Below are 18,705 nucleotides of genomic sequence, written 5' to 3'. Positions count from 1 at the left end.
GACAATTATTATAGTAACTACTATAATAACTACTAAGAAATAAATTAGTAGCTATTATAGTGACTACTTAAAAGTGATATAAAGGAGGCTTATTTATGGGGAAAGATTATAGAAGGAGATTGAATATTAAAGACGGAGCTTTTGCAGCCATACCTTTAGTTATAGGGTATATTCCAGTAGCAATGGCATTTGGGATTTTGTCAAAAAATACAGGAATTTCTCTAATGGATAGTTTTTTATTTTCTGTATTGGTTTTTGCAGGTGCAAGTCAATTTATGGCATTAAATTTATTAAGTTTAGGAACAGGCATTGGACAAATTATTTTAACTACTTTACTAGTAAATTCAAGACACTTTTTAATGAGTGCATCCTTAACTACAAAGCTTACAAAAGATATGAAAAAATGGATACCTTTTATTGCTTTTGGAGTTACAGATGAAAGTTTTTCAGTAGCATCATTTAAAGAAGAAGAACTAACAAAAGAATTTATGTTAAGTTTGCAGTATATAACATATTTATCATGGATATTAGGTACAGTTTTAGGGTATATTTTAGGACAAGTATTACCTACAATTATTAAAGATAGTATGGGCATAGCTTTATATTCTATGTTTATTTCAATATTAATACCAGAAGCTAAAAAGTCTAATAAAGTTTTAATTATGGCGGTTTTAGCGGGAATCGTAAATACTTTATTATCATATTTAAAAATAACAACTGACGGATGGAATTTAGTTTTAACAATTATATTAGTGTCAATTTTAGGTGCATTTACAATGAAAGAAAAGGAAGTGAGTATTTGTGAGTAAAATAATGTTATTAATTTTAGGTATGACATTGGTAACTTACATACCAAGGCTACTACCTTTTACAATTATGGCTGATAAAAAATTACCCAAATTTATTAGTGATGTTTTGTTATTTATACCAGCTACAGCCTTAGGTGCTTTGGTTATTCCAGGAGTATTTTCATCAATACCTGGAAAACCAGTAGTGGCTTTTATAGGAATTTTATTTGCTATTATTTATTCATGGTTTAAAGGTGGCATAATAATACCAGTTCTTGGATCTATATTTACAGTGTTTTTAATGTTGTCATTAGGCTAAAACTAAGATAGCTCTCATTTCAATTTAATATAATTATTTTTAAAGTATCAATTTATTGGTGCTTTATTTTTTTATATTTTCAAGTTATAAAAGTATTTTCTAACTTATTTTTTATGATGATATAATCTTCATAAAAACAACACAAAGAAAATTTATAATATGAAATATGGTTTGCATAAATAATTGATTATTGTATTTTTATTATATGATACAAATAAATATATACATATTAGAATGTAGAATATTAAAGGTTTAAAGGAGAAAGTAATTTAATGAAGATTAATAGAAAAAATATATGTTATAGTCTTATAGTAATAGGAGTAGTTATTTTTGGTATTTTAATTTTTAGGTATAGTTCACAGAATAAACTTTCATATAAAGAAAAAAACAATTATACCACCGAAAAGAATAATAAAGAAGAGTTTAGAGATATTCAAAAGATTACAGGAAATATTATAAATAATAAATTACAGGGAGATTATTTAAAACCATTGATTACAATAGCAAAATATCAAAAAGAATTTACTATTAATTTAGATGGTATTAGTAAAAAAAATAAAGTGGAAATTATAAATCCTGTTTCAGGGGTGAAGGTTCAAATGAAAAATAACAATAGAGATAGACATTATTTAAATATTAAAATGGATAAAAATATAGATTATGGAATACTTATTGGAAATAGACTAATAGGTTCTATAAGAATAGTAGACAATATAGATGAAATAAATGAAAAGACTATATATGATGATATAATGGAAAATTTGAGATGTGGGTTATAGGAGGATAGAACAATGAATTATATTTTGTTATTTATAGAGGGAATAGTAACTTTTATATCACCTTGTATACTTCCAATGGTTCCTATGTATATAACTTATTTTATGGGTAGTGATGGTGAAAAAAATAAAAATAAAGCATTAGTAAATTCAATAGGATTTGTTTTAGGTTTCACATTTATATTCACACTATTAGGAGCAGCAGCTAGTACGGTAGGGGTGTTGTTTAACAAGCATATTGAAGAAATAAACCTAATATCAGGAGTGTTTATAGTGATACTAGGATTAAATTATATAGAGATATTAAACATAAAATTTTTACAAAGAAGCTTGAAGCTTAAAGGTAATTTCATAAAGAAAAAGTTTAATTTATTTTCATCTATATTATTTGGAATTGTATTTGGAATAGGGTGGACACCTTGTGTAGGGCCATTTTTAGGTTCAGCTTTGATGATAGCTACAAATTCAAAACACTTAGTACAGGGAGTGTTTATGCTTATTTTATATAGTTTAGGATTGGGAATACCTTTTGTAGTATCTGCTTTATTAATTGATTCATTAAAAAATACCTTTGATTTTATAAAAAGAAATTATAGATTAATAAATAAGATATCAGGAAGTTTATTAATTATTATAGGAATAATGATGATGACAGGACATTTTAATGCAGTATTATCATTATTTACATTTTAAAAAAGTATATCAATGTTTAAATAATAGGAGGAATGTTTTGTGAATCATAAAAAAAAGTTTATATATATATTTATAATTTTTATTTTATTTATAGCTGGAGGAAAGTTTTCCTATGATTATTTAACAAATAATTATGAAAAAAAGAAGATAGTAGATCAATCTATTGATAAAGAAGAAAAAACAAAAGATGATTTTATAGATGAAAAGAAGGATAAAGAAAAAGAAGAGAAAACAAATAAAGCTCTTGATTTTACTGTATATGATATAGATGGTAAAAAAATAAAATTATCTCAATATAAAGGTAAAAAAGCTGTAGTAGTAAATTTTTGGGCAAGTTGGTGTCCTCCTTGTAAACTTGAAATGCCTTATTTTAAAAATGCTAATGATAAATATAACAAAGATGATGTAGAAATATTAATGGTAAATTTAACTGATGGAACAAGAGAAACAAAGGATAAAGCAATTGATTACATGAAAAAAAATAACTATAATTTAAAGTTACTTTTTGATTTAGATTTAGATGCTGGTAGAACATATCAATTAAATACTATTCCTAGGACTTTGTTTATAGATAAAAAAGGAAATTTAATAAAAGACCATAATGGACTTATAACTGAAGCCACACTTTATGATACTATAGAAAAAATAATAGATAATAAGTAAATATAATATAAAATTTTTAAATATTAGTGCTTTTATATTTATTTATATAGGAAAGGGAGAAATATGAGAGGAAATGTACTTGTTGTTGATGATGAAATTAAGATAATTGAGGTTGTAACATTATACTTAGAAAATGAAGGATATAATGTGTTTTCATCACTTAATGGAATTGATGCAATAGAAAAATATAAAAGTTGTAACCCAGATTTGATAATATTAGATTTAATGCTTCCAGATGTTTCAGGAGAAGAAATATGCAAAAGAATAAGGAAAGAATCTCAAGTACCTATAATTATGTTAACTTCAAAAAGTACTGAAGAAGATATATTAAGTGGATATTCACTAGGTACAGATGACTATATTACTAAGCCTTTTAGTCCAAAACAGCTTGTTGCAAAGATTAATGCAATATTAAAAAGAGTGAAAATAGCTGAAGATACTAAATTGTATTTTAGTGATGGACTTATTATAGATCCTATAAGTCACCAAGTTGTAAAAAAAGGTAAGGAAATTGATTTAACAGTTTCTGAGTATAAGTTATTACTTTTATTATCTCATAATCCTAAAAGAGTTTTTACAAGAGATGAGATTTTAGATAATATAACTGATGATAATTCAAGTGTTTACGATAGAATAGTAGATAGTCATATTAAGAATCTAAGGATTAAATTAGAGAATGATACAAAGAATCCTAAATATATAAAAACTATTCGTGGAGTTGGTTATAAATTTGATGATAAATAAACCAAAAAAATTAAAGCATAGGTTTGCGATTATATTTATATTGTTTTCTTTTACAATTATATCTTTGGCAAGTATTTTAACCTATACTTATGTAAATAGTAATCTTAATACTTACGCTAAGTACAACACACAAAAAAGAAAAGATACTTTATTGAAAAGAATATCTAAAACTTATAAAAAAGAAGAGTGGGATAAAGAAAAAATTGAAGATATAGGTGTAGATTCTATAGATGAAGGATTAATAATAAAAGTTAAAGATAAAGAGGGTAACAATATATGGAGTGCTAGGGATAATAACAATATAATATGTGAAAGTGTTCTAAAAAAAATTAAACAGGTAACAAATAAAATTAATCCAGGCCTTAATGGGGAATATATTATAGAAAAGTTAAATATAAAGAATGAAAAAAAAATAATAGGAACTTTAGAAATAGAGTATTTAGGACCTTTTTATTATAGCAATTCAGAAGTGATTTTCTTTAAACTCTTAAAAGAAGTATTAATTGTTGTATGCGTTGTTTCTCTTATTTTTTCTATAATAATTGCTGTAGTTATATCTTCTTCTATAAGTAAACCTATTTTAAAAGTAATTAAAACTATAAATTCTATAGCAAAAGGGAACTATTCTGATAAAGTTAGTATGAAGAATAATATAGATGAATTGAATCAAATGATTGAATCTGTAAATAAAATGGCTAATAATTTAGAAGAGCAAGAAAAAGTTAGAAAAGTTTTAACTAGAGATATATCTCATGAACTTAGAACCCCTATAACAACTATGCAAATTCAGATTGAAGCTATAATTGATGGATTGTGGGAACCTACAGAAGAAAGATTAAAGAGTATACACCATGAAATGCTTAGACTTAACAGATTAGTTGTATCTTTAGAAAAATTATCTCAATATGAGAGTAATGATGTTATTCTTAAAAAAGAAGAGATTGGTATTGGAAAATTAATAAAAAGTATTTTAGTTAATTTTGAAAAAAAACTTTTAGATAAAAACATAATACTAGATTTAAGTATTGAAGATTATAAATTATTAATAGATAAAGATAAAATAAGTCAGGTTATAATTAATATTTTTTCAAATAGCATAAAATATACTCCAGACCATGGGAAAATAATAGTGAGGTTTTTTAAAAAAAATGATTTTATATACATATCAATTAAAGATAATGGAATAGGCATTGATAAAAAAGATATAAATCAGATTTTTAATAGATTTTATAGAACGGATAAATCAAGAGCTACATCATCAGGAGGAATAGGAATAGGACTTACCATATCTAGAACTATAGTTAAATCCCATGGAGGAAACATAGAGGTTAAGAGTGAAATAAATAAAGGTAGTGAGTTTATAATATCATTACCTACAAGATAAAGAGAATCTAGATAAGCACTAGCTTTTATATGCTAGTGCTTTTTAGTATATATTGCTATATTATATATAATATTTCCTAATTATGTAGAAATTAATGGTATAATTATAATGATTTTTATTATAAAGGAGGAAATGGTTTTGGTTAAAAACAAATCCGATAAAAATAGATTTCTTAGTTTAAAAGTTTTAAGCAGAATAATATTTCCAGAGATTCAACTTTTAGATCACTTAAAAAAAGAAGGGGTTATAGATAAGAATAGTTCTAGAAGAAGCAAAAATATAGTGAAATCAAATGATTTAGCTAGAAATGTTAGTGGAATTTCTTCTAGAGCTTTAAAAAATAAAAAATATATACATTCAAGTTTAAAAAATCAAGAAGAAACTATGAATAAGATAAAAAAGGAGTCGTTAAAAAGGACTAACGAGAATTTATATTTAAACAATAATGAAAGGAAAAAATTAATTGATAATAAGAATGTAGAAAATATAGATTTAGCATTCCAAAATGTAGAAACTACCCTTTCAAAGTATGTTCTTGGACAAAAGGAGTTTTTAAATAAATTATGCATAGCTTTTAAAAGACCTTTTGTTTATGGAAAAAAAGAGGGGGTTAAAAATATTATATTTATAACTGGCCCCAAAGGTTCAGGAAGGCATCTTTCAATAAAAGCAATAACTAAATTTTTAAGAAATGAAAAAATATTAAAAAGGTCTGGCGTCTCTTTTATGGATTTATCTAAATATCAGATTGAAAAAGATGCAGAGAATTTATTTTTATCAGATTTATATAATGCTCTTTATGGAAAAGAAGAAGTTATAGTTTTTGAGAACTTTGAAAAATGTCATTCAACAGTCTTAGATATTATAGCTAAACTTGGGATAAATGAAAAATTAAAGTTAAATAGAAGATATATAGATCAATTTGATCAGATGATAGATGTAACTGGCAAAGGCACCCTTGGAGCTAATACTGTAGATGAAATTTTAGCTAATGGAAAATATATTGTTTTTATAACTGAAAAGAGTGAAGATAAAATAAAATCTATTTTTCCTAGTAAATTTATGCAAAAAACCTATGACATAATAGAAACAAAAAAAATTAATTCAAAAGTTCTTTCTATTATATGTAAGTTTGTATTAAAAGACTATACTATTAGAATAAAAAATAACTTAGGAGTTGTAGTTCGTTTAAAGAAAAATATAATAAATTATATAGTTAGTAATTGTGAAAAATCATTAGGAGCATATGCAATAGAAACTTATATTGAAGAAAATATATATAAACCATTAGTTGAATTACAACTTAAAGGTAAAGTATTGAAAACGAATATGTATGAGATAGTACCTACTAATAATGGATTGATATTAAAAGGCGAAAGATATAAAGCTTTTTTATCTAAAGTTATAAAAAACGAAAATAATCAAGGAATAGATAAACTAAATAAGGAACTTCAAAATATAATTGGACTTGAAAAAGTAAAATCTTTTATTAAAGGTCTTGAGGATAACATAAAAGTACAAAATTTAAGGAAAGAACAAGGGTTAAGTGAAGCAAAGTTATCATTACATATGATTTTTACTGGGAATCCGGGTACAGGTAAGACTACAATAGCTAGAATTGTAGCTAAATATTTAAAGACTTTAGGTTATTTATCTAGTGGACATTTAGTAGAAGTTTCAAGAAACGATCTTGTAAGTAAATATGTAGGGGAAACGGCTGAGAAAACTATGGGGAAAATTGAATCAGCTAAAGGTGGGATTTTATTTATCGATGAAGCTTATTCTCTTGCAAGAGATAAAAATGATACTTTTGGCATAGAAGCGGTAGATACTCTTGTTAAGGCTGTAGAAGATAATAGAGAAGACTTAGTAGTTATACTTGCGGGATATTCAAAAGAAATGAGCAGTTTTTTAAAAACTAATAGTGGTTTAAAATCTAGATTTAATTATAATATTGAGTTTGAAGATTATAATCCAGAAGAACTTTTAAAAATATCTAAAATTATTTCAAAATCAAAAGGATATAATATAGATAAAAACTGTGATGAAGGGCTTTTAGAAGAGTTTGAAAGAAAACAGATAAAAGGTAAAAACGATAGTGGAAATGGAAGGCTTGCAAGAAATATAGTGGAAAAAGCTATTTCTAATCAGTCTAAAAGATTAATAGAATTACATAAAAATAAATTTGATAAAGATAAATTAAATATTCTAATTTTAGAAGATTTTAGATTAAACGAAAAGAAAAAATTCAATCTTGAGTTAGAACTTTCAAAGATAATAGGACTTAATGAAGTTAAATCATTTATAAGAGATTTAGAAAAGCAACTTATTGCGAAAGAAAAGAGAAAAAAGCTTGGTGTAAATGTTAAGTCTACTCAGTCTTTAAATATGATTTTTACTGGAAATCCAGGAACAGGTAAAACTACAGTAGCAAGACTTATTGCTGATCTTATGAAAAAGATGGGGATTTTAAAATCTGGACAAATTGTGGAAACTGATAAATCAGAATTAATAGGTCAACATATAGGAGAAACGACTAAAAAAACTAGAGAAATATTTGAATCTGCATTAGGTGGGGTGCTATTCATTGATGAGGCATATTCTTTGATGTCTTCAGAAAATGATCCTATAGGTAAGGAAGTTGTTGATTCTCTTGTTAAACTTATAGAGGATTATAGAGAAGATATTGTAGTTATACTTGCAGGGTATTCAAAAGAGATGAATGAATTTTTAAAGAGTAATTCAGGTTTAAAATCAAGATTTCCTCTTAAGGTTAATTTTCCTGATTACAATTTAAATGAACTTGTAGAAATAGGAAAGATAATGATAAAAAATAAGAATTTTGTATTGGCAGGTAATGCAGAAGATGAATTAAGACTTTCTATAGATCAAGGGAAAAGAAAAGGGGGAGAGTCTTCAGGAAATGGGAGATTGGTTAGAAATATAATAGAGAAAACTATAAGAAAACAATCTTCTAGGATAGCAGATTTAGAATATATAAATAAAAAAGAAGTAGTGCTTTTAAGAGAAGAAGATTTTGAGATTGATACTGAAGGGAAAGAAAATTTTAATTTAGAAAGTAGATTAAGTAAAGTTTATGGACTTGAAGAAGTTAAAAATTTTATAAGAAGTCTTAAATCTCAACTTAAGATAAAAAAGAAAAGAAAAGAGTTAGGACTTCCAGTAGATGAGACTCAAACTTTACATATGATATTTAAAGGAAATCCAGGAACAGGTAAAACAACTATGGCTAGAATTATAGGAGATGTGTTATATAGTCTTGGTGTTATTAAAGAAAATAAATTTATAGAAACAGATAGATCTGGTCTTGTAGCAGGATATGTTGGACAAACAGCAATAAAAACTATGGAAAAGATAGAAGAAGCTTTTGGCGGAATATTGTTTATAGATGAAGCTTATGCATTAGCAGAGGATGCAAATAGTGGACAAGGATTTGGAAAAGAGGCTATAGATACTATTGTAAAAGGAATGGATGACAATAGAGATAATCTTGTAGTTATATTAGCTGGATATAGTAATGATATGGATAGTTTTTTAGAAGTTAATCCTGGTTTGAAATCAAGATTTGCAAATGTTATAGAATTTAAAGATTACTTAGTTGATGATCTTTTTAAAATTGGAAATAGTGTTTTCAAAAGTAAAGGGTATGTACTTACTGAGGATGCTAAAGGTAAAATGAAAGATATATTTAATGAAGTCAGTAAAGAAAGTGATTTTGGTAATGGAAGATATGTTAGAAATTTATTTGAAAAAGCAGTTAGAAATCAAGCAGTTAGATTGGAAAATGTTGAAGAGTTAACTAAAGAAAAATTGGTTACAATTAATAGCAATGATGTAGAACGAGTGTAAGAAGGTGAGAGTAGTGAAAACAAGTAATATTTTAGAGAGAGTAGTATTTAGTATGTTTGGAGCATTTTTTTTAGTTGTTATAGGATTATTATTAATGTTTATTCCTATTTTATCTATAGTTGATGGATTTAAAATAATTAAAACGGGGTATACAGTGGAAATTGAATATCTTAGTGTTGTTATTGCTATTTTATTTTTTGTTTATGTTTCTCTTAGATTTAGGATTTTTAGAAAGTTGTATAAAGTATTTCCTTTTTTATTTGAAACAGTAAAATTTTTAGTTATAACTAATATATTTATTAGCCTTGGTGTAGAATTTTTGAATTGGAGTTATGTTACTTTAAATTCTAGCAGTCATAAAGTTGGCATATTAGTGTTCATTATTTCACTTATATTATGGAGGGTAGTTATTTCTGTGTATTATTCAAAAAAACCTATAGTAAATTTTATGCCCAAAGAAGAAAAAATTCGAGATTATTCTGAAAAAGTTTGTTAATTTAGGCAGGTGTATAAAATGAATAAAAAATTTAAAGAGAGAAATTTAAATGAAAATCCAAGTGCTAGTTTTAAAAAAAGAATGATTAGAAACAAAGATAAAGTTAAAAATAATAAGTATGAAAGACAATATGAAAAATTAAGTGGAGAAGAGAAGGAGGATGATATAATAACTCCTTCTATGAAAAAATTTAGAATGCTTGTAGGAGCATTAAGTGTAGTAGGTATAATTTGGAGTTTTATTAATATCTCTGTTAACTCAGGAGAATTAAATTATAAAGATAGTATTAAAGTAGGCAAAATTAAAGGTATTGAAGTAGGGGATAGACTAAGTGAAAAATCTATGAAGTTTACTCCAAAAGATTTTTCAGTGAAAAAGTCTGGAGAATATGGAGAAATTGAACTTTCTATATGGAATTTTTCTGATAAAGAAGATGGAGATTATGTTCAAGTATTAGTAAATGGCACTCCTCAAACAGAAGCATTTTCAATTAGACATAGAGTAACAAAAATTGGTGTTCCAGATAAATCTATAATTCAAGTAAAAGGAATAAGAGATGGAAGTAATAATGGAATAACTTATGCAGTATTTTTTAATAAAACAGGAGAAACATATTTAAATACAGCACCTTTGAATGGAGAGAATATTTATACTTTAAAATAAATTAAAGGAAGGTTCACATAAATAGATAATATTTAAAGTTAAGATATTGACTATTTATGTGAATTTTTTCTTTAAGTAAGAATAGATAAATTCATATTATAATAAACTAATTACTAGAAACTTAAAACTATTCAAAAATTAAAATATAAATAAACCTGCCTTAATCTTTTACTTGAGAAAAATATAATTAGCTGATAAGCTATAAGTAATCGATTGTAAATATAATAAAGTATATGTTATAAATTTAATAAAATTAATTAAAATAAATAATAAAGTAATTGAAAGAGAAGGAGAAAAAATGAAAGTTACTATAAAAGATGTAGCTAAGGAAGCCAATGTTTCACCATCTACTGTTTCTAGAGTGTTATCTGATAACCCAAGAATAAGTGATAAGACAAAAGAAAAAGTGTATAAAGTTATTAAAAAACTAAAATATAAACCTAATGCAATAGCAAGAGGTTTAGTTAATAATAAAACAAGAATATTAGGAGTAATACTGCCAGATGATGCGGAAAACTTATTATCTAATCCTTTTTTTATACAAGCAATGAAAGGAATAAGTTCTTGTGCTCAAAAGAGAAATTACTATATAACTTATGCTTTTAGTAAGGATAGAGAAAGTGAAAAAAGGTATATAAAAGATTTAACTAGTAGTGGATTAATAGAAGGAGTATGTCTTTTAAGACCTAAAGAAAATGATGAAAGTATAAATTATTTAAATAAAATAGATTTTCCTTTTGTTATTATGGGACATCCGGAAGAAGAAGGAATTCTATGGGTAGATAATGATAATTTTCAGGCAACATATAAAATAGTAAATAAATTAATAAATAAAAACCATAAAAAAATTGCTCTAATAGGAGCTAAAAAAGAGTTAAGTGTAACTAAAAACAGATTAAAAGGATATAAAGCAGCTTTAAAGGAAAATGGAATTAAATTTGATGAAAATCTGGTTTCCTATGGGAAGGATTTTAATGAAACAGAGGGATATAAAGCAATGATAAATTTACTTAATAAAGCTAATCCAACAGCATTAGTTGCTATTGATGACTTGCTTGCCATAGGATCAATGAAAGCATTAAAAGATAGAAGTCTAAATTCTGTTTCTGTAGTAGGGTTTAATAATATTCCTCTTGATGAATTTCAAAAACCTAAATTAGCATCTATAGATATAAATGCAGTACAGCTTGGATATTATGCTACAAAGCTTTTAATAGATAAAATAGAAGAGGTAAAAGATTCAAAAGATTATTATATTGTAGAAACAACATTTAAAGAAAGAGAATCGTTTAGATAGTAGTTTTTTAATTTGTACAAACGTTTGCGCAAGTATATGTTTAAAATAAGGAGAATTTTATAGAACTTTGTATAATAAATAAATAAATTCAGATAATTTAACACCTGGATTTCTTGTAAACTTTTTCTGGTATTGATATACTAAGTACAACATAAAGCAGATATGAATTAGTAATTATAGAAGTTGTATTTGTTAAAAAATATACCAATGAGGGTTTATTATAGAGGTGATAGAATGACTGAAAAGTATGTAATAGGTGTTGATTTAGGTGGAACAAAGATTTATACTGCGTTAGTTGATCTAGAAGGAAATATAATTAAGGAAAATACTATAAAAACTGAAGCTCATAAGGGTGATATAGAAGTTTTAAATAAAATAATGAAAACTATTGATAGTGTTTTGGAAAATGTAAATCTAGATGAGGTTAAAGCTATAGGGATAGGATCTCCAGGACCTTTAGATGTTAAAAAAGGTATTATAGTTTCTTCATCAAACTTACCTTTTGAAAATTTTAATTTAGTTAAGCCTATAAAAGATAAATATAAATTACCAACTTTTTTAGATAATGATGCAAATGCAGCTACATTAGCTGAATTTATGTTTGGTTCAGGAAAAGGAACTGAAAACATGATATTTATAACAGCAAGTACTGGAATAGGTGCAGGTGCAATATTGAATGGGAAAATATATAGAGGAAATACTTCAAATGCTTTAGAATTAGGACATACTATTGTTATGAAAGATGGACCAAGATGTGGTTGTGGTAATAATGGATGTGCAGAAAGTTTAGGATCAGGTACTGCAATAATGAAAAAGGCAATAGAAGCTTGTAAAAGTAATGTTTTAACTTCTTTAAAAGAGTATGATGAAGTTACAGCAAAAGAAGTTTTTCAGGAAGCTGCAAAAGGAGATAAGGTTTCAAAAGAAATTTTAAGATTTTGCTTATCCTATTTAGGAATAACTGTAGCTAATGCAATAAACATCTTTGACCCAGAAATGGTTGTTATAGGTGGAGGGGTTACAAATGGTGGTAAGATAGTTTTTGATATTATAGAGGATGAAGTGGAAAATATATGTTTAAAAGCAATTAGTGATAATTGTAGTATAAAGAAGGCTAAACTTGAAGGAAAGGCTGGAGTTTTAGGAGCAGCGGCACTAGCTATAACTGAAAGTAATTAAATAAGATGACATAGTTTAATTTAAAATATACTTTCTAATTACACAAAAGTAAGTATAAGTACTAGCTTAAATGTTACTAGTACTTATATTTAAAATAGTTATGTAAACGTTAATTTTTTTTACACTTTAGTGCAAACGATTGCCTAACTTAAATGTAAATTCTAATGATAAAAATAGTTAATACTATATGATAAAAGAAGGAGAATAATAGATGAAAAACTGGTGGAAAGAATCTGTAGCTTATCAAATATATCCTAGAAGCTTTAAAGATTCTAATAATGATGGTATAGGAGATATAAAAGGAATAATATCAAAACTAGATTATTTGAATGATTTAGGTATAGATGTGATTTGGATTTGTCCTATGTTTAAATCACCAAATGATGATAATGGTTATGATATTAGTGATTATAAAGATATTATGGATGAGTTTGGAACTATGGAAGATTTTGAAAATCTTTTAAAGGCTGTTCATGATAGAGGAATGAAACTTATAATAGATTTGGTTATAAATCATACAAGTGATGAACATAAATGGTTTATAGAATCTAAATCTTCTAAAGACAATCCAAAACGTGATTGGTATATATGGAAAGATGGTAAAGATGAAAAAGAACCTAATAATTGGGAAAGCATATTTAAAGGTTCTGCATGGAAATATGATTGTGATACTAAACAATATTTTCTTCATTTATTTAGTGAAAAACAACCAGATTTAAATTGGAAAAATGAAAATATGAGAAAAGAATTATATAAAATGATTAACTGGTGGCTTGATAAAGGAATAGATGGATTTAGAGTAGATGCTATAAGTCACATAAATAAAGAAGAAGGACTAAAAGATATGCCTAATCCCAATAATCTACCATATGTATTTTGTTTTGAAAAACATATGAATGTAAATGGAATTCAAAAATATCTTAAAGAATTAAAAGAAAATACATTCGATAAATATGACATAATGACTGTTGGTGAGGCTAATGGAGTTAGTATTGAAGATGCTCATGAATGGGTAGGAGAAAAAGAAGGAAAATTTAATATGGTATTCCAATTTGAACACTTAGATCTTTGGAATATGGAAAATAAAGATGAATCTACAATAAGAAAATTAAAAAAAGTTTTAACTAGATGGCAAAATGGATTAGAAAATGTAGGGTGGAATGCACTTTTTATAGAAAATCATGATATTCAAAGAGTTGTATCAACCCTTGGAAATGATAAAAAATATTTAAAAGAAAGTGCAAAAGCTTTAGCACTTATGTATTTTATGCAAAAGGGAACACCTTTTATATATCAGGGGCAAGAATTAGGAATGACAAATGTAAAATTTAAAGATATTGAAGATTATGATGATATAAAAAGTATCAATGCTTATAATGAAAAAATAAAAAGAGGAGAGTCAAAAGAAGAAGCTCTTAAATACATATGGGAAACATCAAGAGATAATTCAAGAACTCCAATGCAATGGGATGATTCACAACATGGTGGTTTTTCAAAATCAAAGCCTTGGATTAAAATTAATCCTAATTTCAAAGAAATAAACGTAGAAATAGAAGAAAATGATAAAGACTCAGTTTTAAACTTTTATAAAAAAATGATAAAGATAAAAAAACATAATGAAACACTTATATATGGAAAATATGATTTAATTCTAGAAGATGATGAGCAAATATATGCATATACAAGAACATTGGGAGGTGAAAAATTTATAGTAATTGTAAATCTTAAAGATAAATATACTACTTATAATTATGAAAAAGAAAGATTAGATTATACTGGATTGATTTTATCAAATTATCCTGTGGAAAAACATGATAGAATAACTGAGATATATCTAAAGCCTTTTGAAGCTAGATTTTATAAAATAATTTAGAAATTGATAACTTTACATTTTAATTGTATAAATAAAAACTTGGTGAATTTTTAAAATTAGAATTAAACTTGTTTTCATATAACACTTATAATATGGAGGGGTATAAATGAAAAAACATAAGCTAATATCTTTTGATTTTTGGCAGAAATTTGGGAAAGCACTACTTGTAGTTGTAGCTGTTATGCCAGCAGCAGGACTTATGATTTGTATAGGAAAGCTTATAGGCATGGAACTACATATGGGTATATTTCAAACTATTGCAAGGATAGTAGAAGATACAGGTTGGGCTATAATTGGTAATTTACATGTTTTATTTGCAGTAGCAATTGGTGGATCTTGGGCTAAAGAGCGTGCAGGGGGATCCTTTGCCGCACTTCTTACTTTTATTCTTACAAATAGAATAACAGGAGCTATATTTGGAGTTAAGCCAGAAATGTTTGGTGAAAAAGGAGCAACTGTTACTTCAATGTTTGGAAAACAGTTAGTAGTTAATGATTATTTTACTACTATACTTGGAGCACCAGCGCTAAACATGGGTGTATTTATAGGTATAATTTCAGGTTTTTTAGGAGCATATTTATATAATAAATACTATAATTTCAATAGATTACCAAAATCATTAGCATTTTTTAATGGTAAACGTTTTGTGCCTTTTGTAGTTATTTTAGGATCTACAGTAATGGCAATAGCTTTATCAGTAATTTGGCCTTCAATACAAGGTGGATTAAATTCCTTTGGAAAATGGATAGCAACATCAAAAGATACAGCACCAATAGTTGCACCTTTTATATATGGAGCATTAGAACGTTTATTATTGCCTTTTGGACTTCATCATATGATAACAGTACCAATAAACTATACAGCACTTGGTGGAACATATAAAGTTTTAACAGGAGCAACAGCAGGAAGCATAGTTGCAGGACAAGATCCATTATGGCTTGCATGGGTAAATGATTTAATTAATTTAAAAGCATCAGGAAATATGACACAATACAATCACCTATTAACAAGTGTTATACCAGCTCGTTTTAAAGTAGGGCAGGTAATAGGTTCTTCTGCTACACTACTAGCTGTTGCTTGTGCAATGTACAAAAATGTTGATAAAGAAAAGAAAGCTAAATATAAAACTATATTTTTATCAGCTGGATTAGCAGTATTTTTAACAGGTGTTACAGAACCAATTGAATTTATGTTTATGTTTATATCACCAGTATTATATGGTGTATATGCATTGATAACAGGAAGTGCTTTTGCTATAGCAGATTTAATGAATTTAAGAGTACATTGTTTTGGATTTGTGGAATTTTTAGCACGTACTCCAATGATGATAAATGCAGGTATAACAAAAGATATTATAAATTTTGTAATAGTATCTGTTATATACTTTGTATTAACATATCTTATATTTACTTTCTTAATAAAGAAATTTAATATACCAACACCAGGCCGTGCAGGAAACTACATTGAAATGGAAGGTGAAGAAGAAAGTAATGATAAAGAAGAAAAACAAGGAAACAATGGTATTAGTGGCAATTCATTACCAGTAAAAATAATAAGATTATTAGGAGATAAAGATAATATAGTAGATGTGGATGCATGTATGACTCGTTTACGTGTAACTGTAAAAGACAAAGACTTAGTTGGAAGTGAAAAAGAATGGAAAAAGCTTGGAGCTTTAGGACTTATAGTTAAGGATAAAGGTGTTCAAGCTATATATGGACCAAAGGCAGATGTATTAAAATCAGATATTCAGGATATCTTAGGAGCATAATATATGAAAATTCTTACATTAAATTGTCATTCATGGCAAGAAGAAAAGCAATTACAAAAAATAAAATATTTAGCTAAGGTAATATATGAGAAAAAATATGATGTTATTGCATTACAGGAAGTTAGCCAAAGTATTAAAAGTGAAAAAGTATTGAATAATATAAAAGAAGATAATTTTGTTTTTATATTGCTTCAAGAATTAAAAAAAATTGGTGAAGATAATTTTCAGTTTATATGGGATTTTGCTCATATAGGTTATGATAAATATGAAGAAGGTATTGCTCTTTTAACGAAACATCCTATAAAAGAAAAAAATACTTTTTATATATCTAATAGTAGTGATATTCATTTTTGGAAAACAAGGAAGATAGTTAAATGTACAATTCCTTATAAAGATAAGTTTATTTCATTTTATTCTTGTCATTTAGGATGGTGGAATGATAAAGAAGAAAAGTTTGATTTTCAAGTTAATAATTTAATTGAAAGTTTAAAAAAAGATGAGATTAATTTGTTTATGGGAGATTTCAATAATGATGCCTTTAAAAGAAGAGAAGGTTATGATTACCTTATAGAAAAAGGATTGAAAGATACATTTTACATGGCAAAGTCAAAAGATAAAGGAGTAACTGCTATTGGAGAAATTGATGGATGGGAAGGAAATAGCAAAGATATGAGATTAGATCTTATATTAGCCAATAAAGAGTTAGAAGTAGAATATTCTAAAGTTATATTTAATGGAAAAAATAAAGACATTATTTCTGACCATTATGGTGTTGAAATAAAAATAGATATGTAACTATATTAAAAGTAAAATTTTAATATATTATATAAATAAAACATCCTCATACAAAGAAGGTACCTGTAATATAATTATAGGTACTTTCTTTGCTATTAAAATAAATATTATTAATAAGGTTTATTTTATAAGGCATATAAAAATAAATAATGAGTCAAATATATTAATATATTTGACTCATTATTTATTTAAATGTCCCTAACATGGAGGCAGAGGCTATAAGTATACTTATAGCCTCTTGGTGGTTTAAATGTGTGTTTGAAAATACTTTTTAGATATATGTGGATATTAAAATTATTGACAATAAGGAGAATAATATTCTTAGTTAGTAAAGAAAAATTTGAATTTCTTTATTGATTTTACAGATGAGATTTTAATTATATAGCTTATAATTTATATTAAGTATTTCATATAAAGTATATTGAAAACTATTGGATTTAAAATAGGAAATTAATACATTAATTGATGAAATATTTAGGATAATATATAAAAAAGAAGCTGAATCTAAAATCATCTAAAGATGATTTTGATATTCAGCTTCTTTTGGGAGTTATAAATGTGTTTTTGAGGTATATTTGTATATTTAAATTATTAACTAAATTCTAAAAAATATACATGTAAATATAAAAATAGATTTTTAATAGTTGTTAATAGATTTAAATAAAGTATTTTTCTACCTTTCATAGTACCAATAAAATTACGACAGGTTAGGTCACATTCAAATAAATAACTAGTAAGTCATATAGTATAGTTTTAGATATTTTATCAAAAATATGATATAATTGGTATATTATGATAAAATTCATAATAATAAAATGTGAAATTTGGAAGTAAACCAATTAAAGTTAAGCTTAAAGCTTAAGGTAGGTGTAAAATGAAGAAAAATATATGTTTATATATTATATATGCTTTTTTGATAACAGTTACTATAATGACAATTTATGTTGTTCAAAAAGATATAAATGTTATATTTATAAACAAGTTTTTAGCTATATATATAGGTTTTACTTTTATATTTTTGATTTATATCTTAATAATAGCCTTTTTGAAAACTAAAAAATTATAAAATTTTTTATGCTATTATATATTGCAGGAGGAAAAAATGGAAGATGAAAAAACCGTTATTTTTGCAATGAGAGTAAATATAATTATAATTCCAGTTTTTATAGTATGGTTGATATTACTAATTAATAAAAGAAGTTTTAATTTAATATATATACCAATCGTTATGAGTTTACTTGATATAATTAATATATTTATATGTAAAAATAAATTAAAAAATATTAAAAAATAACAAAAAATGTTTTATTATTTAACCATATAAACTATAAATGTCTTATATAATATATAAATTAACATTAAATATAAACTAGTAAGTATTAATATAAATAAAG

General features: G+C 25.6%; 16 protein-coding genes. All 16 read left to right on the top strand.

Annotation, left to right across the window (positions count from 1 at the left end; translation table 11 throughout):
* Nucleotides 1-95 precede the first annotated feature (95 nt).
* Complete coding sequence (locus tag ABDZ71_RS06910; protein WP_343760215.1) at nt 96-809, top strand: AzlC family ABC transporter permease; 714 nt, start codon at nt 96-98, stop codon at nt 807-809.
* Nucleotides 802-1,107 carry an AzlD domain-containing protein gene (locus ABDZ71_RS06905; protein ID WP_343760213.1) on the top strand — a complete coding sequence of 102 codons (306 nt, stop codon included), beginning with the start codon at nt 802-804 and terminating at the stop codon, nt 1,105-1,107. Before ABDZ71_RS06910 ends, ABDZ71_RS06905 begins: the two co-directional genes overlap by 8 nt.
* 272 nt (nt 1,108-1,379) lie before the next feature.
* Entirely contained in the window at nt 1,380-1,886 is a 507-nt protein-coding gene (locus ABDZ71_RS06900) for a hypothetical protein (protein WP_343760211.1), read from the top strand.
* Nucleotides 1,887-1,898: 12 nt separating this feature from the next.
* A complete protein-coding gene (locus ABDZ71_RS06895; protein ID WP_343760209.1) occupies nt 1,899-2,576 on the top strand; it encodes a cytochrome c biogenesis CcdA family protein in 678 nt (225 codons plus the stop codon).
* A 39-nt stretch (nt 2,577-2,615) separates the two neighbouring features.
* A complete protein-coding gene (locus tag ABDZ71_RS06890) occupies nt 2,616-3,239 on the top strand; it encodes a TlpA family protein disulfide reductase (protein WP_343760207.1) in 624 nt (207 codons plus the stop codon).
* A gap of 63 nt (nt 3,240-3,302) precedes the next feature.
* Entirely contained in the window at nt 3,303-3,983 is a 681-nt protein-coding gene (locus ABDZ71_RS06885) for a response regulator (protein ID WP_343760205.1), read from the top strand.
* Complete coding sequence (locus tag ABDZ71_RS06880) at nt 3,973-5,367, top strand: sensor histidine kinase (RefSeq protein ID WP_343760203.1); 1,395 nt, start codon at nt 3,973-3,975, stop codon at nt 5,365-5,367. The genes ABDZ71_RS06885 and ABDZ71_RS06880 overlap by 11 nt, the downstream gene beginning before the upstream one ends.
* 138 nt (nt 5,368-5,505) lie before the next feature.
* Nucleotides 5,506-9,237, top strand: a complete 3,732-nt coding sequence (locus tag ABDZ71_RS06875) for an AAA family ATPase (protein ID WP_343760201.1) — start codon at nt 5,506-5,508, stop codon at nt 9,235-9,237.
* A 13-nt stretch (nt 9,238-9,250) separates the two neighbouring features.
* Nucleotides 9,251-9,733 (top strand): hypothetical protein, encoded by a 483-nt coding sequence (locus ABDZ71_RS06870; RefSeq protein WP_343760199.1) that lies wholly within the window; start codon nt 9,251-9,253, stop codon nt 9,731-9,733.
* Between the two features lie 18 nt (nt 9,734-9,751).
* A complete protein-coding gene (locus tag ABDZ71_RS06865) occupies nt 9,752-10,396 on the top strand; it encodes a hypothetical protein (protein ID WP_343760197.1) in 645 nt (214 codons plus the stop codon).
* A gap of 298 nt (nt 10,397-10,694) precedes the next feature.
* Nucleotides 10,695-11,693 carry a LacI family DNA-binding transcriptional regulator gene (locus ABDZ71_RS06860; protein ID WP_343760196.1) on the top strand — a complete coding sequence of 333 codons (999 nt, stop codon included), beginning with the start codon at nt 10,695-10,697 and terminating at the stop codon, nt 11,691-11,693.
* A gap of 234 nt (nt 11,694-11,927) precedes the next feature.
* A complete protein-coding gene (locus ABDZ71_RS06855) occupies nt 11,928-12,872 on the top strand; it encodes an ROK family protein (protein WP_343760194.1) in 945 nt (314 codons plus the stop codon).
* A 211-nt stretch (nt 12,873-13,083) separates the two neighbouring features.
* Nucleotides 13,084-14,745: a glycoside hydrolase family 13 protein gene (locus ABDZ71_RS06850; RefSeq protein ID WP_343760192.1), complete on the top strand. Its 1,662-nt coding sequence runs from the start codon at nt 13,084-13,086 to the stop codon at nt 14,743-14,745.
* A gap of 106 nt (nt 14,746-14,851) precedes the next feature.
* A complete protein-coding gene (locus tag ABDZ71_RS06845; protein ID WP_343760190.1) occupies nt 14,852-16,516 on the top strand; it encodes a PTS transporter subunit IIBC in 1,665 nt (554 codons plus the stop codon).
* A 3-nt stretch (nt 16,517-16,519) separates the two neighbouring features.
* Nucleotides 16,520-17,311: an endonuclease/exonuclease/phosphatase family protein gene (locus tag ABDZ71_RS06840; protein WP_343760188.1), complete on the top strand. Its 792-nt coding sequence runs from the start codon at nt 16,520-16,522 to the stop codon at nt 17,309-17,311.
* A 1,102-nt stretch (nt 17,312-18,413) separates the two neighbouring features.
* The gene (locus ABDZ71_RS06835) at nt 18,414-18,605 is read left to right on the top strand and encodes a hypothetical protein (protein ID WP_343760186.1); all 192 of its coding nucleotides are present in this window, start codon (nt 18,414-18,416) and stop codon (nt 18,603-18,605) included.
* Nucleotides 18,606-18,705: the final 100 nt, after the last annotated feature.

The sequence above is a fragment of the Clostridium oceanicum genome, assembly GCF_039521385.1.
GTDB classification, from domain to species: Bacteria; Bacillota; Clostridia; order Clostridiales; family Clostridiaceae; genus Clostridium_F; species Clostridium_F oceanicum.
Note: the sequence above shows the minus strand (reverse complement) of the source record. Positions and strands in the feature narration are given on the sequence as shown.

Excerpts from the sequence above, each read along its gene's own strand:
- ABDZ71_RS06910 (WP_343760215.1), top strand. The coding sequence starts at position 96 with ATGGGGAAAGATTATAGAAGGAGATTGAATATTAAAGACGGAGCTTTT.
- ABDZ71_RS06900 (WP_343760211.1), top strand. The coding sequence starts at position 1,380 with ATGAAGATTAATAGAAAAAATATATGTTATAGTCTTATAGTAATAGGA.
- ABDZ71_RS06895 (WP_343760209.1), top strand. The coding sequence starts at position 1,899 with ATGAATTATATTTTGTTATTTATAGAGGGAATAGTAACTTTTATATCA.
- ABDZ71_RS06885 (WP_343760205.1), top strand. The coding sequence starts at position 3,303 with ATGAGAGGAAATGTACTTGTTGTTGATGATGAAATTAAGATAATTGAG.
- ABDZ71_RS06880 (WP_343760203.1), top strand. The coding sequence starts at position 3,973 with ATGATAAATAAACCAAAAAAATTAAAGCATAGGTTTGCGATTATATTT.
- ABDZ71_RS06865 (WP_343760197.1), top strand. The coding sequence starts at position 9,752 with ATGAATAAAAAATTTAAAGAGAGAAATTTAAATGAAAATCCAAGTGCT.
- ABDZ71_RS06860 (WP_343760196.1), top strand. The coding sequence starts at position 10,695 with ATGAAAGTTACTATAAAAGATGTAGCTAAGGAAGCCAATGTTTCACCA.
- ABDZ71_RS06855 (WP_343760194.1), top strand. The coding sequence starts at position 11,928 with ATGACTGAAAAGTATGTAATAGGTGTTGATTTAGGTGGAACAAAGATT.
- ABDZ71_RS06850 (WP_343760192.1), top strand. The coding sequence starts at position 13,084 with ATGAAAAACTGGTGGAAAGAATCTGTAGCTTATCAAATATATCCTAGA.
- ABDZ71_RS06845 (WP_343760190.1), top strand. The coding sequence starts at position 14,852 with ATGAAAAAACATAAGCTAATATCTTTTGATTTTTGGCAGAAATTTGGG.
- ABDZ71_RS06840 (WP_343760188.1), top strand. The coding sequence starts at position 16,520 with ATGAAAATTCTTACATTAAATTGTCATTCATGGCAAGAAGAAAAGCAA.
- ABDZ71_RS06835 (WP_343760186.1), top strand. The coding sequence starts at position 18,414 with ATGGAAGATGAAAAAACCGTTATTTTTGCAATGAGAGTAAATATAATT.